The 20411-nt window shown below is 63.0% G+C and carries 19 protein-coding genes; 10 read left to right on the forward strand and 9 right to left on the reverse strand.

Annotation, left to right across the window (positions count from 1 at the left end; genetic code table 11):
* Positions 1–91 precede the first annotated feature (91 nt).
* Positions 92–976 carry an ABC-2 transporter permease gene (locus FIV42_RS21080; RefSeq protein ID WP_141199606.1) on the forward strand — a complete coding sequence of 295 codons (885 nt, stop codon included), beginning with the start codon at positions 92–94 and terminating at the stop codon, positions 974–976.
* A 168-nt stretch (positions 977–1144) separates the two neighbouring features.
* Here FIV42_RS21080 and mtnC read toward each other — a convergent pair whose 3' ends face one another.
* The gene (gene mtnC / locus FIV42_RS21085; RefSeq protein WP_141199607.1) at positions 1145–1891 is read right to left on the reverse strand and encodes an acireductone synthase; all 747 of its coding nucleotides are present in this window, start codon (positions 1889–1891) and stop codon (positions 1145–1147) included.
* Positions 1892–2192: 301 nt separating this feature from the next.
* Between mtnC and FIV42_RS30290 the strand changes: the two genes are divergently transcribed.
* Both FIV42_RS30290 and FIV42_RS21090 read left to right on the forward strand, forming a co-directional pair.
* Positions 2193–2369, forward strand: a complete 177-nt coding sequence (locus tag FIV42_RS30290; RefSeq protein WP_168210826.1) for a hypothetical protein — start codon at positions 2193–2195, stop codon at positions 2367–2369.
* A 148-nt stretch (positions 2370–2517) separates the two neighbouring features.
* Positions 2518–3363: a class II glutamine amidotransferase gene (locus tag FIV42_RS21090; protein ID WP_141199608.1), complete on the forward strand. Its 846-nt coding sequence runs from the start codon at positions 2518–2520 to the stop codon at positions 3361–3363.
* Here FIV42_RS21090 and FIV42_RS21095 read toward each other — a convergent pair.
* Entirely contained in the window at positions 3360–4547 is a 1188-nt protein-coding gene (locus FIV42_RS21095) for a PEGA domain-containing protein (protein WP_141199609.1), read from the reverse strand. The two genes, FIV42_RS21090 and FIV42_RS21095, sit on opposite strands and share 4 nt — an antisense overlap.
* Positions 4548–4681: 134 nt before the next feature.
* On the reverse strand, positions 4682–5524 hold the full coding sequence (gene murI / locus FIV42_RS21100) for a glutamate racemase (RefSeq protein ID WP_390618743.1): 843 nt from the start codon (positions 5522–5524) through the stop codon (positions 4682–4684).
* A 347-nt stretch (positions 5525–5871) separates the two neighbouring features.
* Here murI and FIV42_RS21105 point away from each other — a divergent pair, with 347 nt between their 5' ends.
* From FIV42_RS21105 to FIV42_RS21125, 6 genes are all read left to right on the forward strand, one after another.
* Positions 5872–6693, forward strand: coding sequence for a hypothetical protein (locus FIV42_RS21105; RefSeq protein ID WP_141199611.1), 822 nt, complete (start codon positions 5872–5874; stop codon positions 6691–6693).
* A 71-nt stretch (positions 6694–6764) separates the two neighbouring features.
* On the forward strand, positions 6765–7460 hold the full coding sequence (locus FIV42_RS21110; protein ID WP_168210827.1) for an ATP-binding cassette domain-containing protein: 696 nt from the start codon (positions 6765–6767) through the stop codon (positions 7458–7460).
* A complete protein-coding gene (locus FIV42_RS30295) occupies positions 7460–8371 on the forward strand; it encodes a cell division protein FtsX (protein ID WP_168210828.1) in 912 nt (303 codons plus the stop codon). Before FIV42_RS21110 ends, FIV42_RS30295 begins: the two co-directional genes overlap by 1 nt.
* Entirely contained in the window at positions 8334–9407 is a 1074-nt protein-coding gene (locus tag FIV42_RS21115) for a murein hydrolase activator EnvC family protein (protein WP_168210829.1), read from the forward strand. The genes FIV42_RS30295 and FIV42_RS21115 overlap by 38 nt, the downstream gene beginning before the upstream one ends.
* Positions 9389–10147, forward strand: coding sequence for a glycosyltransferase family 2 protein (locus FIV42_RS21120; RefSeq protein ID WP_141199614.1), 759 nt, complete (start codon positions 9389–9391; stop codon positions 10145–10147). Before FIV42_RS21115 ends, FIV42_RS21120 begins: the two co-directional genes overlap by 19 nt.
* 10 nt (positions 10148–10157) lie before the next feature.
* Positions 10158–11339 carry a glycosyltransferase gene (locus FIV42_RS21125; RefSeq protein ID WP_168210830.1) on the forward strand — a complete coding sequence of 394 codons (1182 nt, stop codon included), beginning with the start codon at positions 10158–10160 and terminating at the stop codon, positions 11337–11339.
* Between the two features lie 8 nt (positions 11340–11347).
* Here the strand turns inward: FIV42_RS21125 and FIV42_RS21130 are convergent, their stop codons facing one another.
* The 3 genes from FIV42_RS21130 to FIV42_RS21140 form a co-directional block, all read right to left on the reverse strand.
* Complete coding sequence (locus FIV42_RS21130) at positions 11348–12673, reverse strand: DUF1552 domain-containing protein (RefSeq protein ID WP_141199616.1); 1326 nt, start codon at positions 12671–12673, stop codon at positions 11348–11350.
* Between the two features lie 29 nt (positions 12674–12702).
* On the reverse strand, positions 12703–14754 hold the full coding sequence (locus FIV42_RS21135) for a DUF1592 domain-containing protein (protein ID WP_141199617.1): 2052 nt from the start codon (positions 14752–14754) through the stop codon (positions 12703–12705).
* A 251-nt stretch (positions 14755–15005) separates the two neighbouring features.
* Positions 15006–17087 carry a recombinase family protein gene (locus FIV42_RS21140; RefSeq protein ID WP_141199618.1) on the reverse strand — a complete coding sequence of 694 codons (2082 nt, stop codon included), beginning with the start codon at positions 17085–17087 and terminating at the stop codon, positions 15006–15008.
* 387 nt (positions 17088–17474) lie between these two features.
* Here FIV42_RS21140 and FIV42_RS21145 point away from each other — a divergent pair, with 387 nt between their 5' ends.
* Entirely contained in the window at positions 17475–18836 is a 1362-nt protein-coding gene (locus FIV42_RS21145) for an ISAs1 family transposase (protein WP_141199619.1), read from the forward strand.
* 301 nt (positions 18837–19137) lie between these two features.
* On the opposite strand, the gene FIV42_RS21150 is transcribed toward FIV42_RS21145, so the two are convergent.
* The 3 genes from FIV42_RS21150 to FIV42_RS30760 all read right to left on the reverse strand — a co-directional run bounded on the left by FIV42_RS21150 (position 19138) and on the right by FIV42_RS30760 (position 20308).
* Positions 19138–19491 (reverse strand): YtxH domain-containing protein, encoded by a 354-nt coding sequence (locus tag FIV42_RS21150; RefSeq protein ID WP_168210831.1) that lies wholly within the window; start codon positions 19489–19491, stop codon positions 19138–19140.
* A gap of 126 nt (positions 19492–19617) precedes the next feature.
* Entirely contained in the window at positions 19618–19950 is a 333-nt protein-coding gene (locus FIV42_RS21155) for a hypothetical protein (protein ID WP_141199621.1), read from the reverse strand.
* Positions 19951–19969: 19 nt separating this feature from the next.
* Positions 19970–20308 carry a DUF883 family protein gene (locus tag FIV42_RS30760; protein ID WP_222615284.1) on the reverse strand — a complete coding sequence of 113 codons (339 nt, stop codon included), beginning with the start codon at positions 20306–20308 and terminating at the stop codon, positions 19970–19972.
* Positions 20309–20411: the final 103 nt, after the last annotated feature.

Below are 20411 nucleotides of genomic sequence, written 5' to 3' on the forward strand. Positions count from 1 at the left end.
ATATTTGAGCTGACGGTGATGTTTGAGTTACGAGTCCAACCCGGTATCGTAGTCAGCCGATCTGTGTAGCAGGAGCCTGTGGGGCAACTCGATGAGTGAGAATGAAGAAGAATTGAACGACGACGAGCTTAATTCGCTGCTCGCCGATCTCGAGAGTCGCGCGGATAGCGGCGGAGGCGGGGGTGCGTCGTCGGCGGATGACGACGAAGATCTCGAGGCCTTCTTGGCGCGCCTCGAGTCGGAAGAGTCGTCGTCGGGTGGAGCCCAAACGGGCGGGGCCAAGAAGGTCGCGACCAAAGAGAAGGACGACGACCTCGACGCCCGATTCGCTGAGCTCGACAACCTGCAGCCGGACGACTTGCCGGCGAAGACGCCGGACAAGAAGAGCAAAAAGGCGAAGAAAAGGAGTAAGAAGAGCAAAAAGGGCGAGGAGAGCACCGAGCTCGCCAAGAGCGACGCTGAAGCCGGCGAGGAGGGCGAAAAGGCCCCTTCGAAGGGCGCGGTGGTCGCCAAGGTGGCTGCCAAGTGGCTGTTGATGGCGCTGCCGGTGATCGTGCTGACGTGGGTGGTCGGTGCGTTCTTGGCCAACTGGGTGTCGGCCGGCTGGCTCATCGCCGCCGTCGCGCTCGTCTTCGCGCTGGGCGTGCCCGCCCTGGCGAGTCATTTCGTCAAGAAGGGAAAATTTGCGTGGTGGGCGGCCGGCGCCGGCGTCTTGCTCACCGTCGCGTTGACCGCGCCGATGCCTCAGACCGCCGGAGAGACGCTTGTGCGCTACGGCCACTGGCCCGCCTCGGCGGTCTCAGAGCTGGCCGGCTGGGAGACGGACAACACCCTTGTGGGCATCAACTCGACGGTGGCCAGCTGGCTCGGCGGGCTGCTCTACTCCGGCGAGGTTGCGCCGGCTGAACTCGGCACTGATCATCCGCTCGATCCTGACGCCGCGCCCGAGTCTGCGGAGACTCCGACTGAGCCGTAGGGTGCGCCTTGTTATTGAGTAGAGTCTACCTTGCAGGTGAGCGACGCCATCTACTTAAGCATCTAAAGATTTCGGAGCTGCGAATCGTCACGACGCGACAACTCGCAACCCCGAAATCCTTAACTGCCCAAATAGCGGGCCCTGCTACTCTGCAGGGCCTTCGCTTTGTTAGACAAGCGCTTCGAAACTCTCGATGACCGGAAACGGATTCTCCGACAACTCGGCGTTGCCCGGACGCTTCGACACCGCCACCTTCATCCCCGCCTCGTTGGCCGCCTCGGCCTCTTGGAGGTTGTCGGTGACGAAGAGCACGTCGCCGGGCTGCTCGCCGATTTCCTGGCTGATCGTGCGGTAGCTGTCAGCCTCTTTTTTGTTGCCGGTGTGGGTGTCGAAATAGCCCGACAGCTGGTCGCGCAGGTCGCCTTCCTCGGTATATTCGAACAACAGCTTTTGAGCTTCGACGCTGCCCGACGAGTAGATGTAGACGGGCGCGCCGCGCTCGTTCCAGGTGCGCAACGCCGCGGGCACATCGTCGAATAGCGGCGCCTTCAGCTCGCCATTCTGATAGCCGGAGCGCCAGATGCGGCCCTGGAGCGACTTGAGTCCGGAGTGTTTTTTGTCGTTGTCGATCGCCCAGTTGATGCGCTCGATGACCTCCGATTTGAAGGCCTCGACGTTGCTCTGATCTTCGCCTTCGCCGGTGGGGCGGCCCTTGTCGTCGCGCGGCTCTTGGGCAAAGTGCTCGATGAGCGTCTGGAGATCCTCTTGGACGTTCGGGTCGCTCCAGTGCTGCTCCAGGTAATTCTGCAACTCGCGTTGGGCGTAGGGAAAGAGCACCTCGTAGACGAAGTGGACCGGAGTGGTCGTACCTTCGATGTCGAGGAGGACGGCCTTGTAATCGGTCAGCTCAGACATGCGGTTCTCCCAAGATAAAGAGTGAGCAAGCCACCAGTGAATGTAAGGATCGAACAACCAGTGGAAAAATCAAATGTTTGGAACGGCTCCAAACTCCGAGTACAATGAAGGATGACTTGGGTGCCCCATCCAAGGCTCGGGGCTTTTCGGAATCAGCCTCGTACAAAGATTTGTTAGATGTACGAGGCACATTGACTCAATCGTGAGTCTCGGCAGTCTGGAGGGTGCGCGCGCAGCTTGCCATCGGATTAGGCTCGCTGTCCAGCAGCTGACGTGCCCGCTTCCCTTCGGCGGTGTCTGAATGCTGCTCGGCAAGACGGCTCAGCAGCATCTGCCATGCATCCGCATCGTGTCGGCGACAGGCGTCGTGGGCGAGCTCGAGGAGCTCTGGTGGCGCGGCATCGACGGGCTTCCCCTGGTGCGGATAGCATCCTGTAGGGCCCGTCAGGGTCAGCAGGGCGAGGAGCAACAACGGTGAACAAAGGCGCATGATCGTTGTCGAAAGGATTCAACTTAGGACACCCCTCGTGGCAGGGGCCATATCAATGTCCTAACAGCAGTATCGCGAAGTTCACAAGCGCCAATCGTGTTGATGCTTGGAGCGAGCGCAAACAAGGAGTAGCAATATGTCCCGGTTGCTCGGCTATATGTGCAGTGACGATAGTTTGACCCCCTACGCCATGGAAGAGGTGCGCCAGCAGGCTTGGCTCGATGAAGCCAACCAGCCGGCGAGCCTGGGCTTTGGGTGGGTTCAAGAGAGTCGTACCCTGCTTCGCAAGCACCCCAGTCAATCGAGCGAGCCGGTCGACGTGCTCGGCTTGCTCGCTGATATCCCCGCGCGGGCCATCGTCGGTCACATGCGCGAAAACCTCGACGGCGCGGTCGACTCACTCGATCTGCAGCCGTTTCGATTCCGTAAGTGGGTCTACTCGCAGAGCGGCCAGGTGCCGCGCATGGAGGAGTTCCGCGACGAATTGGTGGCCCGAACGCCCGACCACATCCGGCGCAATATTGCCGGTAAGACCGGTGCCGAGGTCGTCTTCCACCGCTTCTACCACTGGCTGAAGAAGACCGGCGCACTCACCCCGAGCCGCGCCCAGGGCCGGCGGGCCGCGCAGGCACTGGCGGCGACGGTCGACGAGCTCGAAGAGCAGGCGCATTCGGCCGGCTTCGAGGGTCCGCTATCGCTCGACATCGTGGCCGCCACCGAACGTCTGGTGGTCGCCGCACGTTTGGGCGATCCGATTCATTACCGGGTCTTCGACGGCATGGAGCAACCCGGCGAGGAGCCGCTGTTTGCGGGCCATCGGCCCAAGCAGATCAAGCACCCGCACTTCAAGGGCGTCTTTTTGGGGAGTAAGCTTCGTCCGGAAGCGGACGGTTGGCGGGAACTCTCCGAGCGCAGCGTGATGTGGGTCGACGGCTCCTGGGAGGCGAAGACCGCCACGCTCGAAGAGTTGTTGGAGCGTTAGAAGGTTCCTCGCAACAGAAGACCTGCCCCGTCGGCTCCGACCGACGGGCTCAAGGACATCGTGCGCGCCGGCTCTTCGTCGCCGGCGGGTACGGTCTCCTCATCCTGCGGCTCCTCGCTGCCTCCGGCGAGCGTCTCCCAGGCCAGCAAAGTTGCGCCGCCCGTCAAAAGTGCGGTGCCCAACACTCCCATAGTCATCCCTGCGCCGCCGGTGGCGTAGACTTCCGGGCATTCTGCGTCCGGTACACCATCGTCACAGGCGGTATCGCCGTCGATGGCTACCAGGTAGATGCCGGTGCCCAGAAGGGCCGCGCCGGTGCCCGCAGCCAGTAGTCCATAGGTGGTGCGCTGTGTGCCGAGGCGGTCAATCGCGCCGACGCCCGTGGGGACTTCGACGGCTTCCGGATCTGTACGGCTCAGGTGCACGCGAACGATGACCGGGCCTTCCGTTTGTTCGTTGACTACGATCGTCTCGATCAGCCCACCGTAACCTTCGCGTTGGAAGCGAACTTTGTGCGTACCGGGGCCAACCGCGCGGGTTACCTGCCCTTCGCCTGCCATTTGATCGTTGACGTAGATCTTGGTGTCGGCGGGCACCGCGCTGATTTGAAGCGGCACGTCGCCGGGGCTGGGCAACGCACGATCAGCTTCGGGCTCGGTCGGTTGCGGCGGCTCGGTCTCGGCCTCGGCTCGCGCGCCTTCGGGCAGGCCAGTGCCGATAAGCGCCGCCTTCATGCTCGCCAAGAAGTTGCGCTTGACCTCCGTGTGGCCACACAACTCACAAGCCCCTTTCTCGGTCTTTAGCTTGGCGCCGTTGCGAAGGTCCCAGGTCTCGATGGTCCAGTCGTAGATTTCGGCCTCGCCGGAGATTTCGACGCTCACGCCGGCCGGTGCGCCGGTGGCGTTGCCCGCCTTGGTCAAACAATCCTTGGTGAAGCAGTCTCGCGTGATCGGCGCCATCTTTCCGCGCGCGGCGTCGAACCCGATAAAGCTCCACCGGTCGACCTCGCCGAAGGCTTTGGTGACCTGCGTGCGAAGACCCTTGGCGAGATCATCTTCGATCTGGCCGGTCTCGAATTTCAGCCCGGCCATCTGTTCGGCGTGCGCCTCGGAGGAGACAGCCAGAGATGCCAGGGAGACTGCAAAAACGACCGAAAGGTGAGCGACATTAAAGCGTCGAAGCATCAGTAAACCTCGAACAAAAAAAATAACAAACCAGTAACCTTGGCGAGTTTAACCCCAAAGTGGCCACGCGCCAAATTCCTCTCAGTTCGACGGATTGGAGCACTGGAAATTCGAACGGAATTCCAAAGCGGCACTCAGTCGCCGACCGGAATATTGACGTGCTCGAACTCGGAGATGTGGCTTCCAAAGAAGCGCTCGGCCGTCGGTTTGAACCCGTCGGGCACATCCGTCAGCAGGAAACGTAGCTCGCGGCCGGAGCGCTCCGGACGCAGCAAATCGTGCTGGCTCAAGCCCTCGCGCAGGTCGCGGGCGGTCGACGTAGCCGAATCGTACAGCGTCACAGGCTGCGAGATGACTTCTTGGAGGACCTCGGCGATGGTCTGACGCAAAATCGGGTAATGGGTACATCCCAAGATCAAGGTGTCGACGTCGGTGTCGGCCAGTGAGCGTAGGTACTCGCGGGCGACCTGCCGGGGCACGTCGCCGGTCAGCCAGCCCTCTTCGGCCAGCGGCACGAATAGCGGGCAGGCGGTCTGGTGGACGGTGACGCCGGGTCGAAGCGCCTCGAGCGCCTTGGGGTAGCAGCCGCTTCGCACGGTGCCGCGCGTGCCGATAACGCCAATGGCGCCCGCCTCGCTAGCGGCGGCGGCCGTGCGTGCCACCGGCTCGATCACCCCGAGCACAGGCACGTCGAGCCGCGCGCGGACGGCCTTCAGCGCAAAGGCACTGGCAGTGTTGCAGGCGATGACAATTGCTTTGACGCCGCGATCGACGAGCAATTTGGTCGCGTTGAGCGCGTAGCGGCGCACCGTTTCGGGCCCGCGGTTGCCATAAGGAACCCGGGCGGTGTCGCCCAGATAGATGATATCCTCGTAGGGCAGCAGCTCGGTGACTGCCCTCATCACCGTCAGGCCACCCACCCCGCTGTCGAAGACGCCGATGGGTAGGTCGATATTGCTCGCATTGTCGGCCAACACACACTCCGTACTGCTCGAATTCCAGCAATCGCGCCTAATACTACAACGTCACTTCCCTCGCGGCACCTCGCCGGTCCATGAAACCGATGTCAGCGTGGCCGTCGCTCGACGATGCTCAGCCGCATCGCCTGCGCGCCGGCGCCTTGGCCTCGCCGAGGGCGCTCACCTCGGAAGTGACGTTGCAGTACTGAGGGTAGTTCCATCCCGCCATTTACTACAAGCCCGCGCGCGCCACCGGTTGTTCCCCCCGATCCTCTGTGCTAGTCTTTTCTACCGGAATCTGGTGAATTTACGGGCGCGCGTGCCGTATGTGGAGCCCGAACCAAAGTGTGTAGGTTGGAGCGTTCATGCTGATCGGTTTTAACAACGACGTCGAGTACCGTGGAAAGACTTTCCACATTCAAACCGAGGATCACGGTGAGGGAGACCCCCGCATCGAGACGCAGCTATTTTTCTCCGGTGCGATCCTCGACACGGTCATCACCTCCTACGAGGAAACCCTCGATGAGTACGATGGCAAGGAAGCCGAAGAGCGTATTCGCGCCCAGATGAAGGCGAGCCACCGAAGCCTCTACAAGAAGCTCTTTGCCGGCAAATACGATGAACTGGCCGGCCTCGAGCCGCTCGAAGAGGTCGACGAGGAGATCGATGCCGAGGCTGAGGACTTCACTCCCAGCCAGGACCGCGTGCCGGCTGCTGCCGCCAAGGTCGAGCAGGAGGGCGAGGACGCCATCCTCGAGTTCCAGAAGAAGAAGGCCAAGAACCACGTCAGCCTCGACAAGCTCAAGGATCAGCTCGCCAACATGAAGGAGCAGAGCGCGCCTTCTGAGGATTCCGAGGCCGATGACGTCGCGCCGACCCAGGTCATCGACCCGTCGGCCGGCGGTTTGGACTTCAGCTCGGTCTCCGAAGACGGCGGAGAGGCACCCGTCGAGTCGGCTCCGAAAAAGCCGGCCTCGAAAGTGCCAGCCCCGAAAAAAGCGGCCACGCCTGCCGCGGCAGCGTCTGCTCAGCCTGCTCAGCCCGTCCAGTCGACGCCACCCGCTCAGTCCACTCGGCCTGCGCTCATCGAGTACGCCGCCACCGGGCGAGACGCGTGGGACGGATGCAAGCCGGCCTCGGACGATCTGTCACTTACCGGTCTGGTCGAGAACTTCCTCGGCCTTTGATTTCCTCGCTGCCGGCACCTCCGGCAGCGACCTGCCACAGGCCGCTCCCTACAGGCTCCAAGTCTCACTCGATGATTTCGTGTTTTCATCTGACAGTCGCGCACCCGCATCACAAGCGCCCCCTCCTGGACGACATCTCACTCGAGGTCGAGAAGGGGGATTTCGCCGAGATCGTAGGGCCTGCAGGTGCCGGTAAAAGCCTGTTGTTCTCAATTTTGAGCCTCCGCAGCAAAGTGGCGCACGGCAAGTGCATCATCGCCGGGCGTAATCTCGACCGGCTCGACCCCAACGCCATCGCCGAGCTTCGCCAGACCCTGGGGTCGTGTGCGCAGCAGCCGACCTTTTTGGACGAGCGCACCGCGCTGGAGAATTTGATCTTGCCGCTCGTCGCTCGTGGGCGAGCCGAGGGGGCGCTCGAGACGGTCGAAGCCCAAATCGAAGGCACGCGCCTCGAGCAACTCGAGCGCGTGCCGGCAGGTGGGCTTTCCGACGCCGAGCGACGGCTGCTCGGGATTTACCGCGCGCTCGTCGGGCGTCCCAGGTTGGTGCTCGTCGACGGAGGACTCGAGGGGCTCGGGGAGTTGGAGGCCGACGCCATTGCCGGTTTGAGAGCGGCCTCCGAGCGGGGCGCGACGATCGTGCTCACCGGACGTCAACTCTCCGCGCTCGACGGGCTTCGCACGCGGACGCTTCGCCTGAACGATGGGCGACTCGAGGCCGACGGTGCACCCTCCGAGAATCCCGCTGCGATTCATGGGGCCGCCTGATGCTACGCCCGGCCAATGATGCGCTCAAAGAGAGGAAGGTGGAGACCGCCACCACGGTCGCCGTGCTCGCTTTCGCGCTGGTAATCCCGTGTTTGGCCGTGCTCGCTGCGGCTTTTGTGGGCGACGTCGCCAAGACCTATCTCGAGGCATACGAGCCGATCGTCTACCTGACCGCCGACGCCCAAGAGGCCGACGCCAAGACACTCGCCGAGGAATTGGGAGCCTGGCCGGCGGTCGGTGAGGCGAAGTTGCGCACCCCCGACGAGGCGTTCTCGCAGTTGCAGGAGCGTCTGGGCAATGGGGAGGTCGCCAAGCTGGGCGTCAGCGCCAAGATGCTCCCCTACAGCGTCGTGCTCCAGCCGTCGACGCCGGTCGCAGGTCACCTCGATCTCATCGCCGAGATATCGGGGCTGGAGGCGCGCATGGAGGTCGAGTCGGTCGACGTTCCATCGGCACAAGCCGCCAAGGCGCTGTCGTTCGTGCGCTGGCTGTTGTGGCTGGGAGCTGGGCTATTGGTCGTGCTCGTCGTCACCGGCGTCAGTCAAGTGCGTGGATATCTGGTTCGTCTGGCCGACGAATCGACCCGCGAGACCGAGCTGTTGGCCTTGTTCGGCGCCCCGCCGTCGAAGCTGCGGCGCACTTCGCTTGTACGCGGGGTCACCATCGGTGTGTGGGCGGGCGTCGTCGCATTCGCAGGGTTGTTCGCCTTGCTGCTCATGTGGCAAGACGCGCGTCCGGTTCTCGTCGGGGTCGCCCACGGCGCCTCGGCGTGGTCGTGGGCGGTCATTGCCGCGCCGGTCATCTTCGGTCCTCTTTTTGGGGCCACCGCCGGATGGTTCGCCAATCGCAGTCGTCGACACAAGAGTCATGCTCATGACCTGGAACTCGAAAATCTTGTTTCGCTGCGCTAGTGCAGCCGGAGCGATGCTGCTCGTGCTCTTGGCGACGCAGGCCATCAGCGCGCAGAGCCGCGATGGTGCGGCCGGATTCGTCGAGCGTCTCGACAAGCTCGAGAAGTCTGTCGGCGAGCGACAGCGCCACACCGCCGAGCTCCGCGAGGAACTCGAGGCGATGACCCGCGCCCTTCGGCGTGAGGCGACCTCGCTCGAGACGGCCAACCGCGCCCGGTTGCGCGTCAAACGCAAGGTCGCCGAGCAGCTCGTGGCCTGGGAGCGTGCCGACCGCGAACTCCGTCGAGCCGCGCGTTATCTGCCACCTGGAGACGCCGCCGACACGCAGGTGCTGTTGGCGCGCGCCGAGCCCGAGGCGCTGCGTGGGCGCATGGACGACATCGGCGTGTTACAGACCATCGAGACCGATGTGCGTCGCACCCGTGATCGGGTCGCCGACCGCGCCGGCCTTGTGGTCCAGATCGCCCAGAGCGCAGGCGACACCGAGGCCGCCGAAGCCACCCGTGAGAAGGTCGTCGAGGAGGCTCGCCGGCCCCAGAATCAGAAACAGGTCGACGAAGAGCTCGAGCGCGCCGACGAGGCGTTGGAGAATTCGCTCGGGATGCTCCTCAAAAACGAGACCCAACGCGACTTCCACCGTCTCAAAGGCACACTGCTGCCGCCGGTCGCCAACGGCCCGACCTTCGGGTATGGTCCGCGCAAGCAGAAGGGCTCGATGAGCTACGTGCGCCACACCGGGTTGACCTGGAAAATCCGCTCCAATACGCCCGTCAAGACCGTGGCCAGCGGCGTGGTCGTCTTTGCTGGACGCTTCGAAGGCTTCGGCAAGATGATCATCGTCGACCACGGCCAAGACTATCACAGCCTGTATGCTCATCTGGGCTCGCTCGACGTCGAAGTCGGCAAGTCCATTGGGCGCGGCACGGTGCTCGGCAAGTCCGGTGAGTCCGGCAGCTTCGAGGGCCCCAAGTTGTATTTCGAACTCCGAAAAGACGGAAAACCCTTCGATCCTTCACCATGGTTCATTCAGCGCTGAACGAGCGAAAGACGCTCGCTGTTGTCGTTCCGGCGTACTGCGAAACGAAGCTTCTGCCCGAAACGATCGCTTCCATCCCCGATTTCGTCGACCACATCGTCGTGGTCGATGACGGCTCTCCCGATCGCACCTTCGAAGTGGCTCGACGCCTCGAAGACCCGCGCGTCGAGGTGATCCGCCTGGGGTTTAACTATGGGGTCGGCCGCGCGATCTCGCGGGGCTACGAGCACGCGCTCCAACTGGGCGCCGATGTCATCGCGGTGATGGCCGCCGACAACCAGATGGATCCCGACGACCTGCTCAAGGTGGTCGAGCCGGTGGTCGACGAGCAGGCCGACTACGCCAAAGGCAATCGCCTGGCCCACCCCGAAAGCGAGCAGATGCCTGCGCTTCGACGCTTCGGCACGCGCCTTCTGGGCCGCATGACCGGCATGGTCTGCGGGCTCCCCGAGCTCGACGACTCGCAGTGTGGCTACACCGCCATCAGCGCCGAGGCGCTTCGCTACGTGCCGCTGCACAAGCTCTATCCGAGCTACGGGTATCCCAACGACCTGATCTTGCGGCTGCGCGAACTCGGCGCGACCATCGAGCAGCCGGTGGTCCGTCCGGTCTATGCGACCGAGCAGTCCGGGCTTCGCATCCCCGCGGTCATCGTGCCGATCAGCGGCATCTTGCTTCGCGGGGCCCTTCGCCGGCTGCGAAATCGGCTCGCCGGGCGCCACAAGCTCCTCGCGGCATGAGATTTCGAACATGAAACTGCTCGTCGTCACCAGCAGCTACCCGCGCTTCGAAGGGGATATTGCCGGGCGCTTCGTGCTCGAGTGGGTCGAGCATTTGGTGGGCATCGGCCACGAGGTCAAGGTGCTCACCTGGTTCGATTCGGCGGCGCGTGGAGCACCGCTGGAGGTCGAGCACGACGTGGTGCGCATTCCCTACGCGCCGCCTGGCGCCGACACGCTCTTCTATGGCGCCGGTACCCCCGAAAATATTCGTCAGAAGCCCCTCCGAGCCCTGCTCACTGCGCCCGCTGCGCTAGTGATGGCGGGTCGTATCGCCCACGAGATCCAGCACTTCGAGCCCGACGTGCTCGTCGGCCATTGGCTCGTTCCGTCGGGCTTATTGGTTCGTGCGGCCGGTCAACTGACGGGTGTGCCGACTGTGGTGGTCGGTCACTCGGGAGGCGTGCACCTGCTCGACAAGCTACCTCGTCCCGTCGCACGAGCAGTGGCCGCGTTTGTGGCTGCTGGGCCGACCACGGTACCGTCGTTGCCCTTGGCTGAAAAACTCGGGCGCCTCGGCGGGTACGGAGCACACGTCTTGCCGATGGGCTTCGAGCCTGTTCGGGGGGCGGATCTCCGGCCCTCGTCCGGGGAGCGTACCGATTGGCTCTGTATGGGCCGTCTGGTCGACATCAAAGGGATCGATTTAGCCATCGAGGCGTTTGCCCGCGCTGACTTGCCCTCGACGACCACCTTGCATATCGCCGGCGACGGCCCCAAGCGTGTCGAGTTGGAGAACTTGGCAGATGCGCTCGGCGCCAACGTCTCCTTCCACGGCTTCGTCACCGGCGAAGACCGCGAGCGTCTTTGGGCCCGCTGTGGCTACGCGTTGTTTGCGTCGCGAGAGGTCGACGGACGCCACGAAGGCCTGCCGGTGAGTCTCCTGGAGGCGTGCTCGCGCGATATCATGCCCCTTTGCGGCGGGATTCCCGGAGTGGGCGCATATCTGGCCGACCGGGACTTGCAGGAGATGACCACGCAAAGTGTCGAGGAGTGGGCGCGCCGCATCAAAACTCTGGCCGGGCTGCCGACGTCGGAGCGTGAGGAATTGGCCGAGCGCCAGCGCGCCAAGATCGCCGAGCTCGAGTGGCCGCGGCTCATCGAGCGGTGGGACTCGCTGCTCGACAGCGCTCGAAGCCCTGGGTTTCGGTAGCGCCGGCCTCAGGCCAGGCCGGGCAAGGCGCCGGTGCAGTATTGTGGGTTGCCGAACGTGTCGGCCTGCACCCCCATGGCTCGGCACAAGGACACCAAGAAGTTGTTGTGGGGATCGTCATCGAACGTCAGGTAACGGCCGGTCTGCCATTGGCCGCCGCCGCTTCCGGCGATGACGTACGGTACGTTGTTTCGGGTGTGGCTGTTTCCCTTGCCCAACTCGTTGGCCCAGACGACCAGCGTGTTGTCGAGGAGTGTGCCGTCGCCCTCGGGGATCTGCTTCATCTTGTCGATGAGGTAGGCGAACTGCTCGGCATACCACCGGTTGATCTTGACCAGACTCTCGACCGCGTCGGTGTTGCTGTCGCCCTCATGGGACAGATCGTGGTGGCGTCCGCTCACGCCTGCCCATGCGTGGGCTATCTGGCTGACCGAGCGGCTCCACTGCAGGCTCGCCACACGCGTCAGCCCACAGGCGAGTGAGGCGACGAGCATGTCCATCATCAACTTGCCCACTTGTGGGAAATTCGCCTCCTTCGATGGGTCGATGACGCTGCCTTGATCGGGCGCTTCACAGGCAAAGCCGCGATCGTCACCCGTGTTGAGCTGGCCTTCGAGTTCCCGGATCGCCGTCAGGTGCTGTTCGAGGCGTTGGCGGTCGACGCTGCTCGCCTTCTGTTTGACCTGGCGGAGGTCCTCGCGCACGAAGTCGAGTACGCTGCCTCGCCGAGCGCGATGGCGTGCACGCTCGGCCTCGCTCTGGTCGATGGCGCCGAAGACGCGTTCGTAGATGGTGTATGGGTTCTGCACCGGCTCGACCGGCTGGTTATTGCCCTTGCTGCACATGCGCGACCAGGTCGTCGGTCCGCCACACTGGACGCCCAATTCGAGGGAGTCGAACATCTCGCCGTTGTGAATCTCGCCGGCGATATACTGGTCGACCGAGATTCCACCGGCGTAGCCGGCCAGCTCGCCGTTGCCGCCGGTGAAGTCGCCCGTGCCCAACTCGGTGCCCGTGAGCATATGACCCATGCCGCGCTGATGGCCGTCGCCGGGGCCGTAGCGCGCCGAGATCATGTCGATGCCGTCTAGGATGAGCAGGTCGTCCTCGTATCCGCGCAGCGGCGCCAAAATGCCGTCGTCGGGGATCGACCAGTCCGTTTCTCCACCGCTGGGTTTCCAGCGCCACGGGATCGTGCCGTTGGCGCTAAAGAAGATGACCATGCGCGTTGGGAACTGTTCGCCGGCCGACATGCTCAACGAAGGCATCAACGGCAAGGTGGCCGCGCCGGCCACACCCAATCCCAGAGTTTTGAGGAAGCTTCGACGGTCCATGGGTTTCTTCCTTTGCTCTCGAGTCGAGCTCACTGTGCGTCGTAAGCCAGGCGGTAGCGGAACGCGTCCGAGGTCGCGATCGTGACGATGAGCTCACGGATATCGTCGTCGGACGATTGCAGCGCTTCTTCGAGTTGCTGCAAGCTGCAGGCATCCTCGCGTGTCATCGTGCGCGCAAAAGCCAGCCGGAACCACTGGCGCACCACGCACTGGCGCACCTCGCCGGACTCGGCCAGCGCGCGGGCGAGTTCGACCGGTCCCCGAACCTCCTGGTCGGTCGACGAGGTTCCGTAGATGGCGCCGGAGTCGTGAACCGGATTTCCGTGTTCGTCGGTCTCGGTCCAACGCCCCATGCCGTCAAACTCGTCGAACGCGAGGCCCAGCGGGTCGATCTGTTTGTGGCAGGCGCCGCACTGCTGGTGGTTCATGCGATCTTCGGCGCGCTCGCGTGCAGGCTGTCCCTCGTACGTCTCCGGCGGATCCTCGAACTCGTTGGGCGGAGGCGGGGGGCGCGAGCAGAAGAACGCGTCGCGAATAAATAGCCCGCGGTGCACGGTCGTGTCTCCGTAGGCGTAGCGGGCGAGCACGGCGGGCTGGGTCAGAAGTCCCAGCCGCTTCTCGCCGTCGAGATCGACGCGCACGATGCTATCGTCGTCTGGCGGCTCGACGCCGTAGAGCGGGGCGGTCTCTCTGTCGACATAGGCAAACGGCGCGGTCAAAAGGGTCGACAATCGGCCGTCACCCTCCCAGATAATCTGGTCGATGAACGCCAAGGTCGCCGCTTCCATCGAGGTGCGCATCTCGGGGGTGAAGTCCGGGTCTTCCTTTTCGACCGAGCTGAGGTCGTCGAGCCCCATCCACGTCATGAACGCCCGGTTGAGCGAGCGGCGGGCGTCGGCTGTCTCGAGCAGCCGGCGTGTCTGGGCCTCGACGCCTTCCTTCGTGGATAACTCGCCGGCTTCGGCGGCTGACAAGAGCTGTTCGTCGGGCATCGAGTCGAGCAAAAAATACGACAGGCGCGAGGCGACCTCGAAGTCGGTGAGTTCGACCACGCCGTCGTCTGCGAGCTCTCCAACTTCGAAGCGGTACAGAAATTTCGGTGACTGCAACGCCGCCTCAACCACGGCGCGTATCCCGGTGCCAAGGCCATATTCGGCGCGCATGCCCTCGAAGAGCTGCCACAGGCGGTCGGATTCGTCTTGGCTGAGCGGGCGCCGAAAGGCGCGGCGCCCGAAGCTGTCGATGAAGCCGCGCACGCAGCTATCGTCGGCGGTCACGCGGTTGGTGTGGGTCACCGAGATCGAGTCGACGAGCAGGTTGCGATCGTTGCCGCTCGCCTCGTCATAAAAATCGTTGGTGAACGCGACCGAGATGGTGTGACTGCCGGAGGGGAGCGTCGTCTCGGTGTGGTAGGTCTTCGGTGTGCCGCCCTGGGCGTCGACGTCGACGTCGAGCACGCGGTCGCCATTGATCGTCACCGTCATGTGGGGCAGATCCGCACCGGCGCGGGTGCCCGAGGCGCTGACGGCGATCTCGTAGTCGCCGGCTTCGTCGGTGGTGAAGTTGGTCGCCAGCGTGCCGTTCGTCCACAGGTTCCAGTAGATATTCTGAGACTGTCCGACGCTGCCGCCGATTTCCTCGGCCTCACCGTGATAGACCTGCTCGGGGCTTGTCTGGGCACAGGGGAGCACCGCGCCGATATTGGCGGCCACATTTCGACTCACGGCCTCGGCGTTGAGCTGGTACTGGCCGGCGATGGTGTCGCCGACCGAGGCCATCACGTTGGCATCAAACGGCCCGATCTTCTCGTCGCCCGGTACGTCGAGATGGGCAACGTCGAGGCTCGGAAAGAGGTCGTCGAGCGTATTGTTGTACTCGGCTTCGGTCAGGCGGGGCAGGGGAGACTCGCCCGGGGTGATCCGGGAGCAAACCCTGTCGGAGGTCGGCGTCGGGTTGCCATCGGAGCCGTTGTCCGTCGCCAGCGGGCCACGACCCGCCTGCATATAACCGTCACAGGCAAGCGTCAGTGCCGCGAGCGACAGGGCCGACAGCATGTAGACGTGCGAGCGGTGGAAGGGCATCAATGAACCTCTCGGGTTGATCCATTTGCCCGAGCGAAGCCCTGTTGGCTACGCCGGTACTACGCTGGTCATCTGATGATGGACGAATAGTAGCACTCGAGGCGCAAAGCTTCCAGCGTATCGATGGAACGGTTGGTGAGGGGCCAGGTTCGCTCAACGATTGAGCTGCGGTTCTTTTTCGCAGTTCGGCGAGGCAGCCGCCCCAGTGGGTGATTCATGATGCCACCGTGTTTGAAGGTGTTATTAGATGATTAGCGACTCGTTCCTTGCTCTCTGAGGGCTTCAAGACGCTGGAGTTCAGCTTGATCGGCGGTGATGACCCATATCTTGCGCTTCTGAGCGGCTCGCTTTTCGGCATTGACCTTCTGGCTTCGGATCCAGTTGTAGAGTGACGCTCGCGGCATCTGGAGTCTTTCGGCCAGTTGGTCGGTCGTCCACTCATCCTCGGCTAAATTGAGGAGGTCGGTCGGCTTGCTCGACTGTGCGCGCTTCAGCCCGAGGTTGTAGCGCAATGATGTGAGCGCTGCCCGCGTAAATGGGCGGGCTTCGGCGGTTCGATACCCCTGCTCGTTTAGCCGCTCACTTATCTGGGCATCGCTTTTGCCGGCTTCGAAAAGCCGGCTGATCCTATCGACAAGCTCGTCGTAGTAGCTCAATTGCTTCCAGCTCTGCACCGGCCGTTGCACGATGGCCGCTGTGCGGTCACCTCCGGCCCAGTGGACCTCGACGCGGAGTCGCTCGGTTTCGCCTTCGACCTGCGCGTGAATTTCGTCGACGATCGCGCGCACGATTTCTTGGCGCTCTTTGGGGAGCGTCTCCTCGGCATGCCACAGGACCGGCAGATCTTGGGCCAGACGGCGTATTTCTTCGGCTTGTTCGCCAGGAAGCGGCGTCTGCCACTCGGCTTTTTGGCGGGCGTAGTCGCGTCGGATTCGTTCTTCTTCCTCCAGCGCCTCTTGCCAGCGATCTTCGAGGGTCTGGGCCACCAGACGGTTTCTCGGGTCGACCGCGTCATACTGCTCGAATGCTCGTTGGGCGCGATAGCGCGCCCGCTCGAGCTTTTGCTCCCACAGCTCTCTTAGCTTTTCTCTTTCCTTCTCGGCCTCCTCGATAACCCTCAAACTCATTTCGATGGCTGCTGGCTCCAGAGCCTGCAACACAAGCGTTTCGATCAGCTCGTCGAGCGACATCCCACTGAAGGAGCGACAGCCATCTTTGGCCTTCGTCTTGTAGTTTTCGCATTCGTAGCGCCACGTTTGTGGGTCTTTATAGTGCAGGCTCATCCGCCAGCCGCACCCGCCACAAAGGACCAGTCCTCCCAGCAGCGCTTGGCCATTTTGCGCATATCCCTTCACGGCCGGTTTGTTGTCCTCGAGTTGTTCCACGTTTCTCTCGTAGGTCTTCCAGTCGATGTAGGCGGGGTGATTGGCTTTGAGCAACACGAGCCACTGCCCCTGGTCGACTCGGACCCGGCCTGGCTCGCCTCGACTCCCGAACCCGGCGTTCGAGGGCCGCTGGCGCCGCCCGTAGACATAGGCCCCCGCATAAATCGGGTGCCGCAAAAGGTTGCTCACCGCCGAGTTCGTCGCCTTGTGCCACTCAAGCGGGCCCAGGTGGGCCAGATGCCCGAAGCTGTCGCGACGATGCGGAAGCTTGATGTCGTGCGCCTCGAGATATCGACACACACCACCGATGGTGCGCCGCCTCTCGAACACCTCGAAGATCAGTTCGATGACCCGGCGCACCTGGGCGTCGGGGTCTTTGATGATCTCCTCGTCGACACTCCATACGTAACCACGCGGCACATCAAAGACGAGCTCGCCCCGCTTGGCCTTGGCCAGCTTGCCGTCCTCGAGTCGCTGCTTCATGATGTGAAGCTCTGTCTCCGACATCGTCGCTTTGACTCCCAATAGCATGCGGTCATTGGGGTCGCAGGGCTCGTAGACCACGTCATTTTCGGCAATAAGCGTATCGTACTGGGCACACAGTTCCAGGAGACGATACCAGTCCAGGCAGCACCGGGCGTAGCGAGACAACTCCAGGGCCAGAATCAGCCCGACATGCCCACAACGCACCTCCTGCATGAGTTTCTGGAGACCTTGCCTTCCCTGGATGCTTGCTCCGCTTGTGCCCAGATCGTCGTCGATGGTCAAAATCTGATCATCGCTCCATCCCCACCGACGAGCGCGTTTGGCGAGCGCATACTGTCGACGCGTCGACTCTTGATGCTCCTCGAGCTGCTGGAGAGTTGATTGCCGTACATAGACCACCACCAGCTGGTTGACATGTCGCTCGGTGATCTTGGGTGGGCGCAGAATCGCGGACTCCGTCATTTCGACCTCCGTGTCGATTTGTCGAAGTCATCTGCCGCCTGGCTATCGCCCGAAGCTGGTCGACCAGTACAGCCTTGCGTCTGTCCGTCAGCCTTTTCCAGATACTCCTCGGCGCCTTCGGCTGCTTGTGCATGATGCCTCCGTGCCAGTTGAACGAGTTTCTGAAGTGCTTGCCGTCCAAGTTTGGCAGGAGATGGCCGCTTTGATAACAGCCGATCGTAAGTGGTCTTACCAAGTACCCGTCCCACCGGGCTTGTCCCGGTGGACGGAAAGCCTGAAAGCTAGATGCTAGATTTCGTATCATCTGAGCCAAGAAAGAGTGACGGCGTCCCTGCGGGCTAAGCTGCGGACGCCGTCGATGCCTTTTCCCTCACGAATGAGGTCGATATGGCACAGATGAGAATAAGCAGAAACGCCGCTACACCCAAGGGCTTTTTACGTCGTATTTCGGATGCCCGCTTTGAGAGGGTCGACGATCCGCGAGCCCAGCAGTGGGTTGTCCACCCGCTGCACGCGCTTCTCAAGCTGGGAGCACTCGCCTTTTCGACGCACGCCCGCTCGGTGCGGGCCGTGGAGGTCAGAAGCGAGCAGCTTCGGCCCACAGTGCGCGCCCAAGTCGGGCTTAAAGAGCGGGTGTCGGACAACGCCTTTGGTCTGGTTTTGCCCCGCATCAAATGGCCCCAGCTTCGCCGATGCCTCCATCGGCAGGTCAAAGCCGAGTGGCGCCGAGGCCGTCTTGTACCGGTGCGCCTGCAAAAAAGCACCGCCGCGATCGACGGCAAGCATGTGGCCACCGTCCCCGAAAAGCGCCTGCGCGCGCTCGTCACCCAGCGCACAAGCCTCGATGGCGCCACGTTGGCCCCCGCCGAGCTTCGCCAGGTGCTGTCGACTCAGTTTCCCCACGTCCAGCTCCAGGAGAGCAGCCACGGCAAGCTGTGCGGCCTTATCCGCGTCCATCGCACTACATTGATCTCCTCGAGTGCGGCGGTCGCGCTGGATCAGTGGCCGATCGCCGGTCAGACAAATGAATGGGGCGCCATCGAGCTGACCGTCTCGGCGCTCATGTCGGCCTACGGACGCACCAAACTCATTGAGCGGGTCACGCTCGACGCCGGTAACGCCACCCCCGAGGTCGCCCAGATGCTACAGGGGCGCGACATTGATTATTTGATGTCGCTCAAAGTCGGCCAGGGCAGGCTCTGGGAGCATGCCGTCGACACTCTCGGTGATAGAGAAGGTCGTCAGGCTGACCATCGGGACGTGGTCGAAGAGCGTGGAAAGACGATCTGCTATAGCGTCTGGCGCGAAAAGCTCGACGGGGAGTACGGCTTCGAGGGTGCCAGGCAGGTGGTGCGCATCGAGCGGGTGGTCGCCGGCGACGAGGACGCCGAGGTAGGAAACCGCTACTTCGTCAGCTCCGAGTCCCCAGATGAGCTTGGGGCGAAAGAGGCGCTCGCACTCGCCCGAGCCCACTGGCGCTGCGAGAATGAAGGCCACTGGACCGCCGATGCCATCTTCGATGAAGACGCGCGTCGAACGCCGTGGACGATGCATCCCGATGGGGTGCTCGTGGCGGGGCTTTTGCGCTCCATTGCCATCAATATTCTGGCGGTGCTGCGTGCGCTGACTCGCAACAAATCCGCAGAGAAGTGGCACAAGCCAACCTGGAAGATGGTTGTCGAGCAGGCGCTTATGACGCTGTGCATTCCCATACTGGACACCACCGAGTTTGACGCCTTCGAGGCTTGAGCCCGCAGCCGACGCCGTCACTCTTTCGAAAGACAACCCGGGGCGAAAACGCCCCGAGACCAGACCTGGAAGGTCTGCCTCCAAAAAAGCGCCCGCATCGCTGGGGAAAGGGGGAGGTATGCCATTGCCGGGGCGTTGAGTCACCCCGGCGGTCTCGAACGGCCTCGTCACCCCTGGACGGGCGATCGCTGATCGAACCTGGGTGAGGGGCTCCACCGCGGATGCGGCGTTTGGAGGGGGGAGGAACAGCGTTCGACCTGCCGAGCGTCGGAGCTCGGCAGGTCGAAGAGGGCGTCACGCGTTACTCAGCTTGCGGAGTGGCCTGTGTCGACTCTTGCTGGGTCTCGGCGCCCAGCGATTCGGTCGCGCCGCGGCTGCGAAGCTGCTCGTAGCTCTCGTAGCCACGCTCGCGAAGCTGGCCGATCTGGCTGCCCAGGTCGCTGCGAATCTCTTCACCGCGCTTGGGGGCGAAGAGCACGCCCAGAGCCGCGCCGACGGCCATACCTGCTCCAAAGATACCCAGTGCAGGGAGGATGACCTCCATGGTGCTGCGCTTTTGCTCCAGACCCATGCGGTCGAGCAGCGAGTTCACTGAGTTATCGTACGAGCTGCGTGCGGAGTCGTTGAAAGTCTGCAGGCTCTTTTTCCAGTCCATATCTTCTCCTTTGGCCCTCAAGAGTTCGATGAGTTGCCCGGCTGACAAGTCCATTTTGGTCCTTAATTAGTAGCTATTCAAGTTCGAGCTCGAGCCCGCGCTGGTGCGCAGGGCTCGAGGGTGGGGCTATTGGCCGCTCTCGTAGGGTCCCTCGGAGGGATGCACATTGGCGGTCAGATTCTTGATCTGCGAGCTGGCCAGCGGAATGAGCATGCCCTTCATTGCGACCTTGAGGATCCGCTTGGTAAACGGGCTGAAGAGCCCCCCGCCGAGCACGTAGCCCACGCCGGCGGCCGCGGCCAGCACCGCGTACGGATTCTCCTGGTAATACTCGCCGATCGACGCCTTGTTTCGCATGTTGTCGTAGAGCTGCTGGACGTCGTCGAAGACCTGCTTCGAGTCGTTCATCAGCGTGCGACTGTCGTCGATGAGCCGTTGTGCGTCGTTGTCAGCTGCCATGATTCGTTGCTCCTGATGCTCAAGTCAACCAGCGCCGCGAGGCGAGGCGTCCGACGAAATAGCCGATGCCGACGGCGCCGACCAGGCAGACCACCGGGTTCTCCCGGATGAACTGCACCGCCGAGTCGTTGGCGTGGCGAAGCTGGACACGCGCATCGTCGTAGCGCTGTTCGAGCTCGTGATAGCCCTCTTCGATGCGCTCTTGGACTTCACGGGCCCGGTCGCGAATCTCCTCGGTGCGTGCGGCGTGCTCGCCACCATGAGGTTGGGCGGTTTGAGTCTGGGCGCCGCCAGGCGTGTGGCCTGCTGTCGACGACTCCTCGGGCGAGCCGGGAGTCTTGGGAGTGTCCGTGCTCATCTGTCGATCCTCGCGTCTGACTTATGAATGTTAGCTCGTGCGAAAAAGGCGCTTGTCACCCACCAACCGTCCGTGGGCGGTGCTGAGGGCGACTCGACGCCGA

Origin of the sequence: Persicimonas caeni (genome assembly GCF_006517175.1) — a bacterium.
GTDB classification, from domain to species: Bacteria; Myxococcota_A; Bradymonadia; order Bradymonadales; family Bradymonadaceae; genus Persicimonas; species Persicimonas caeni.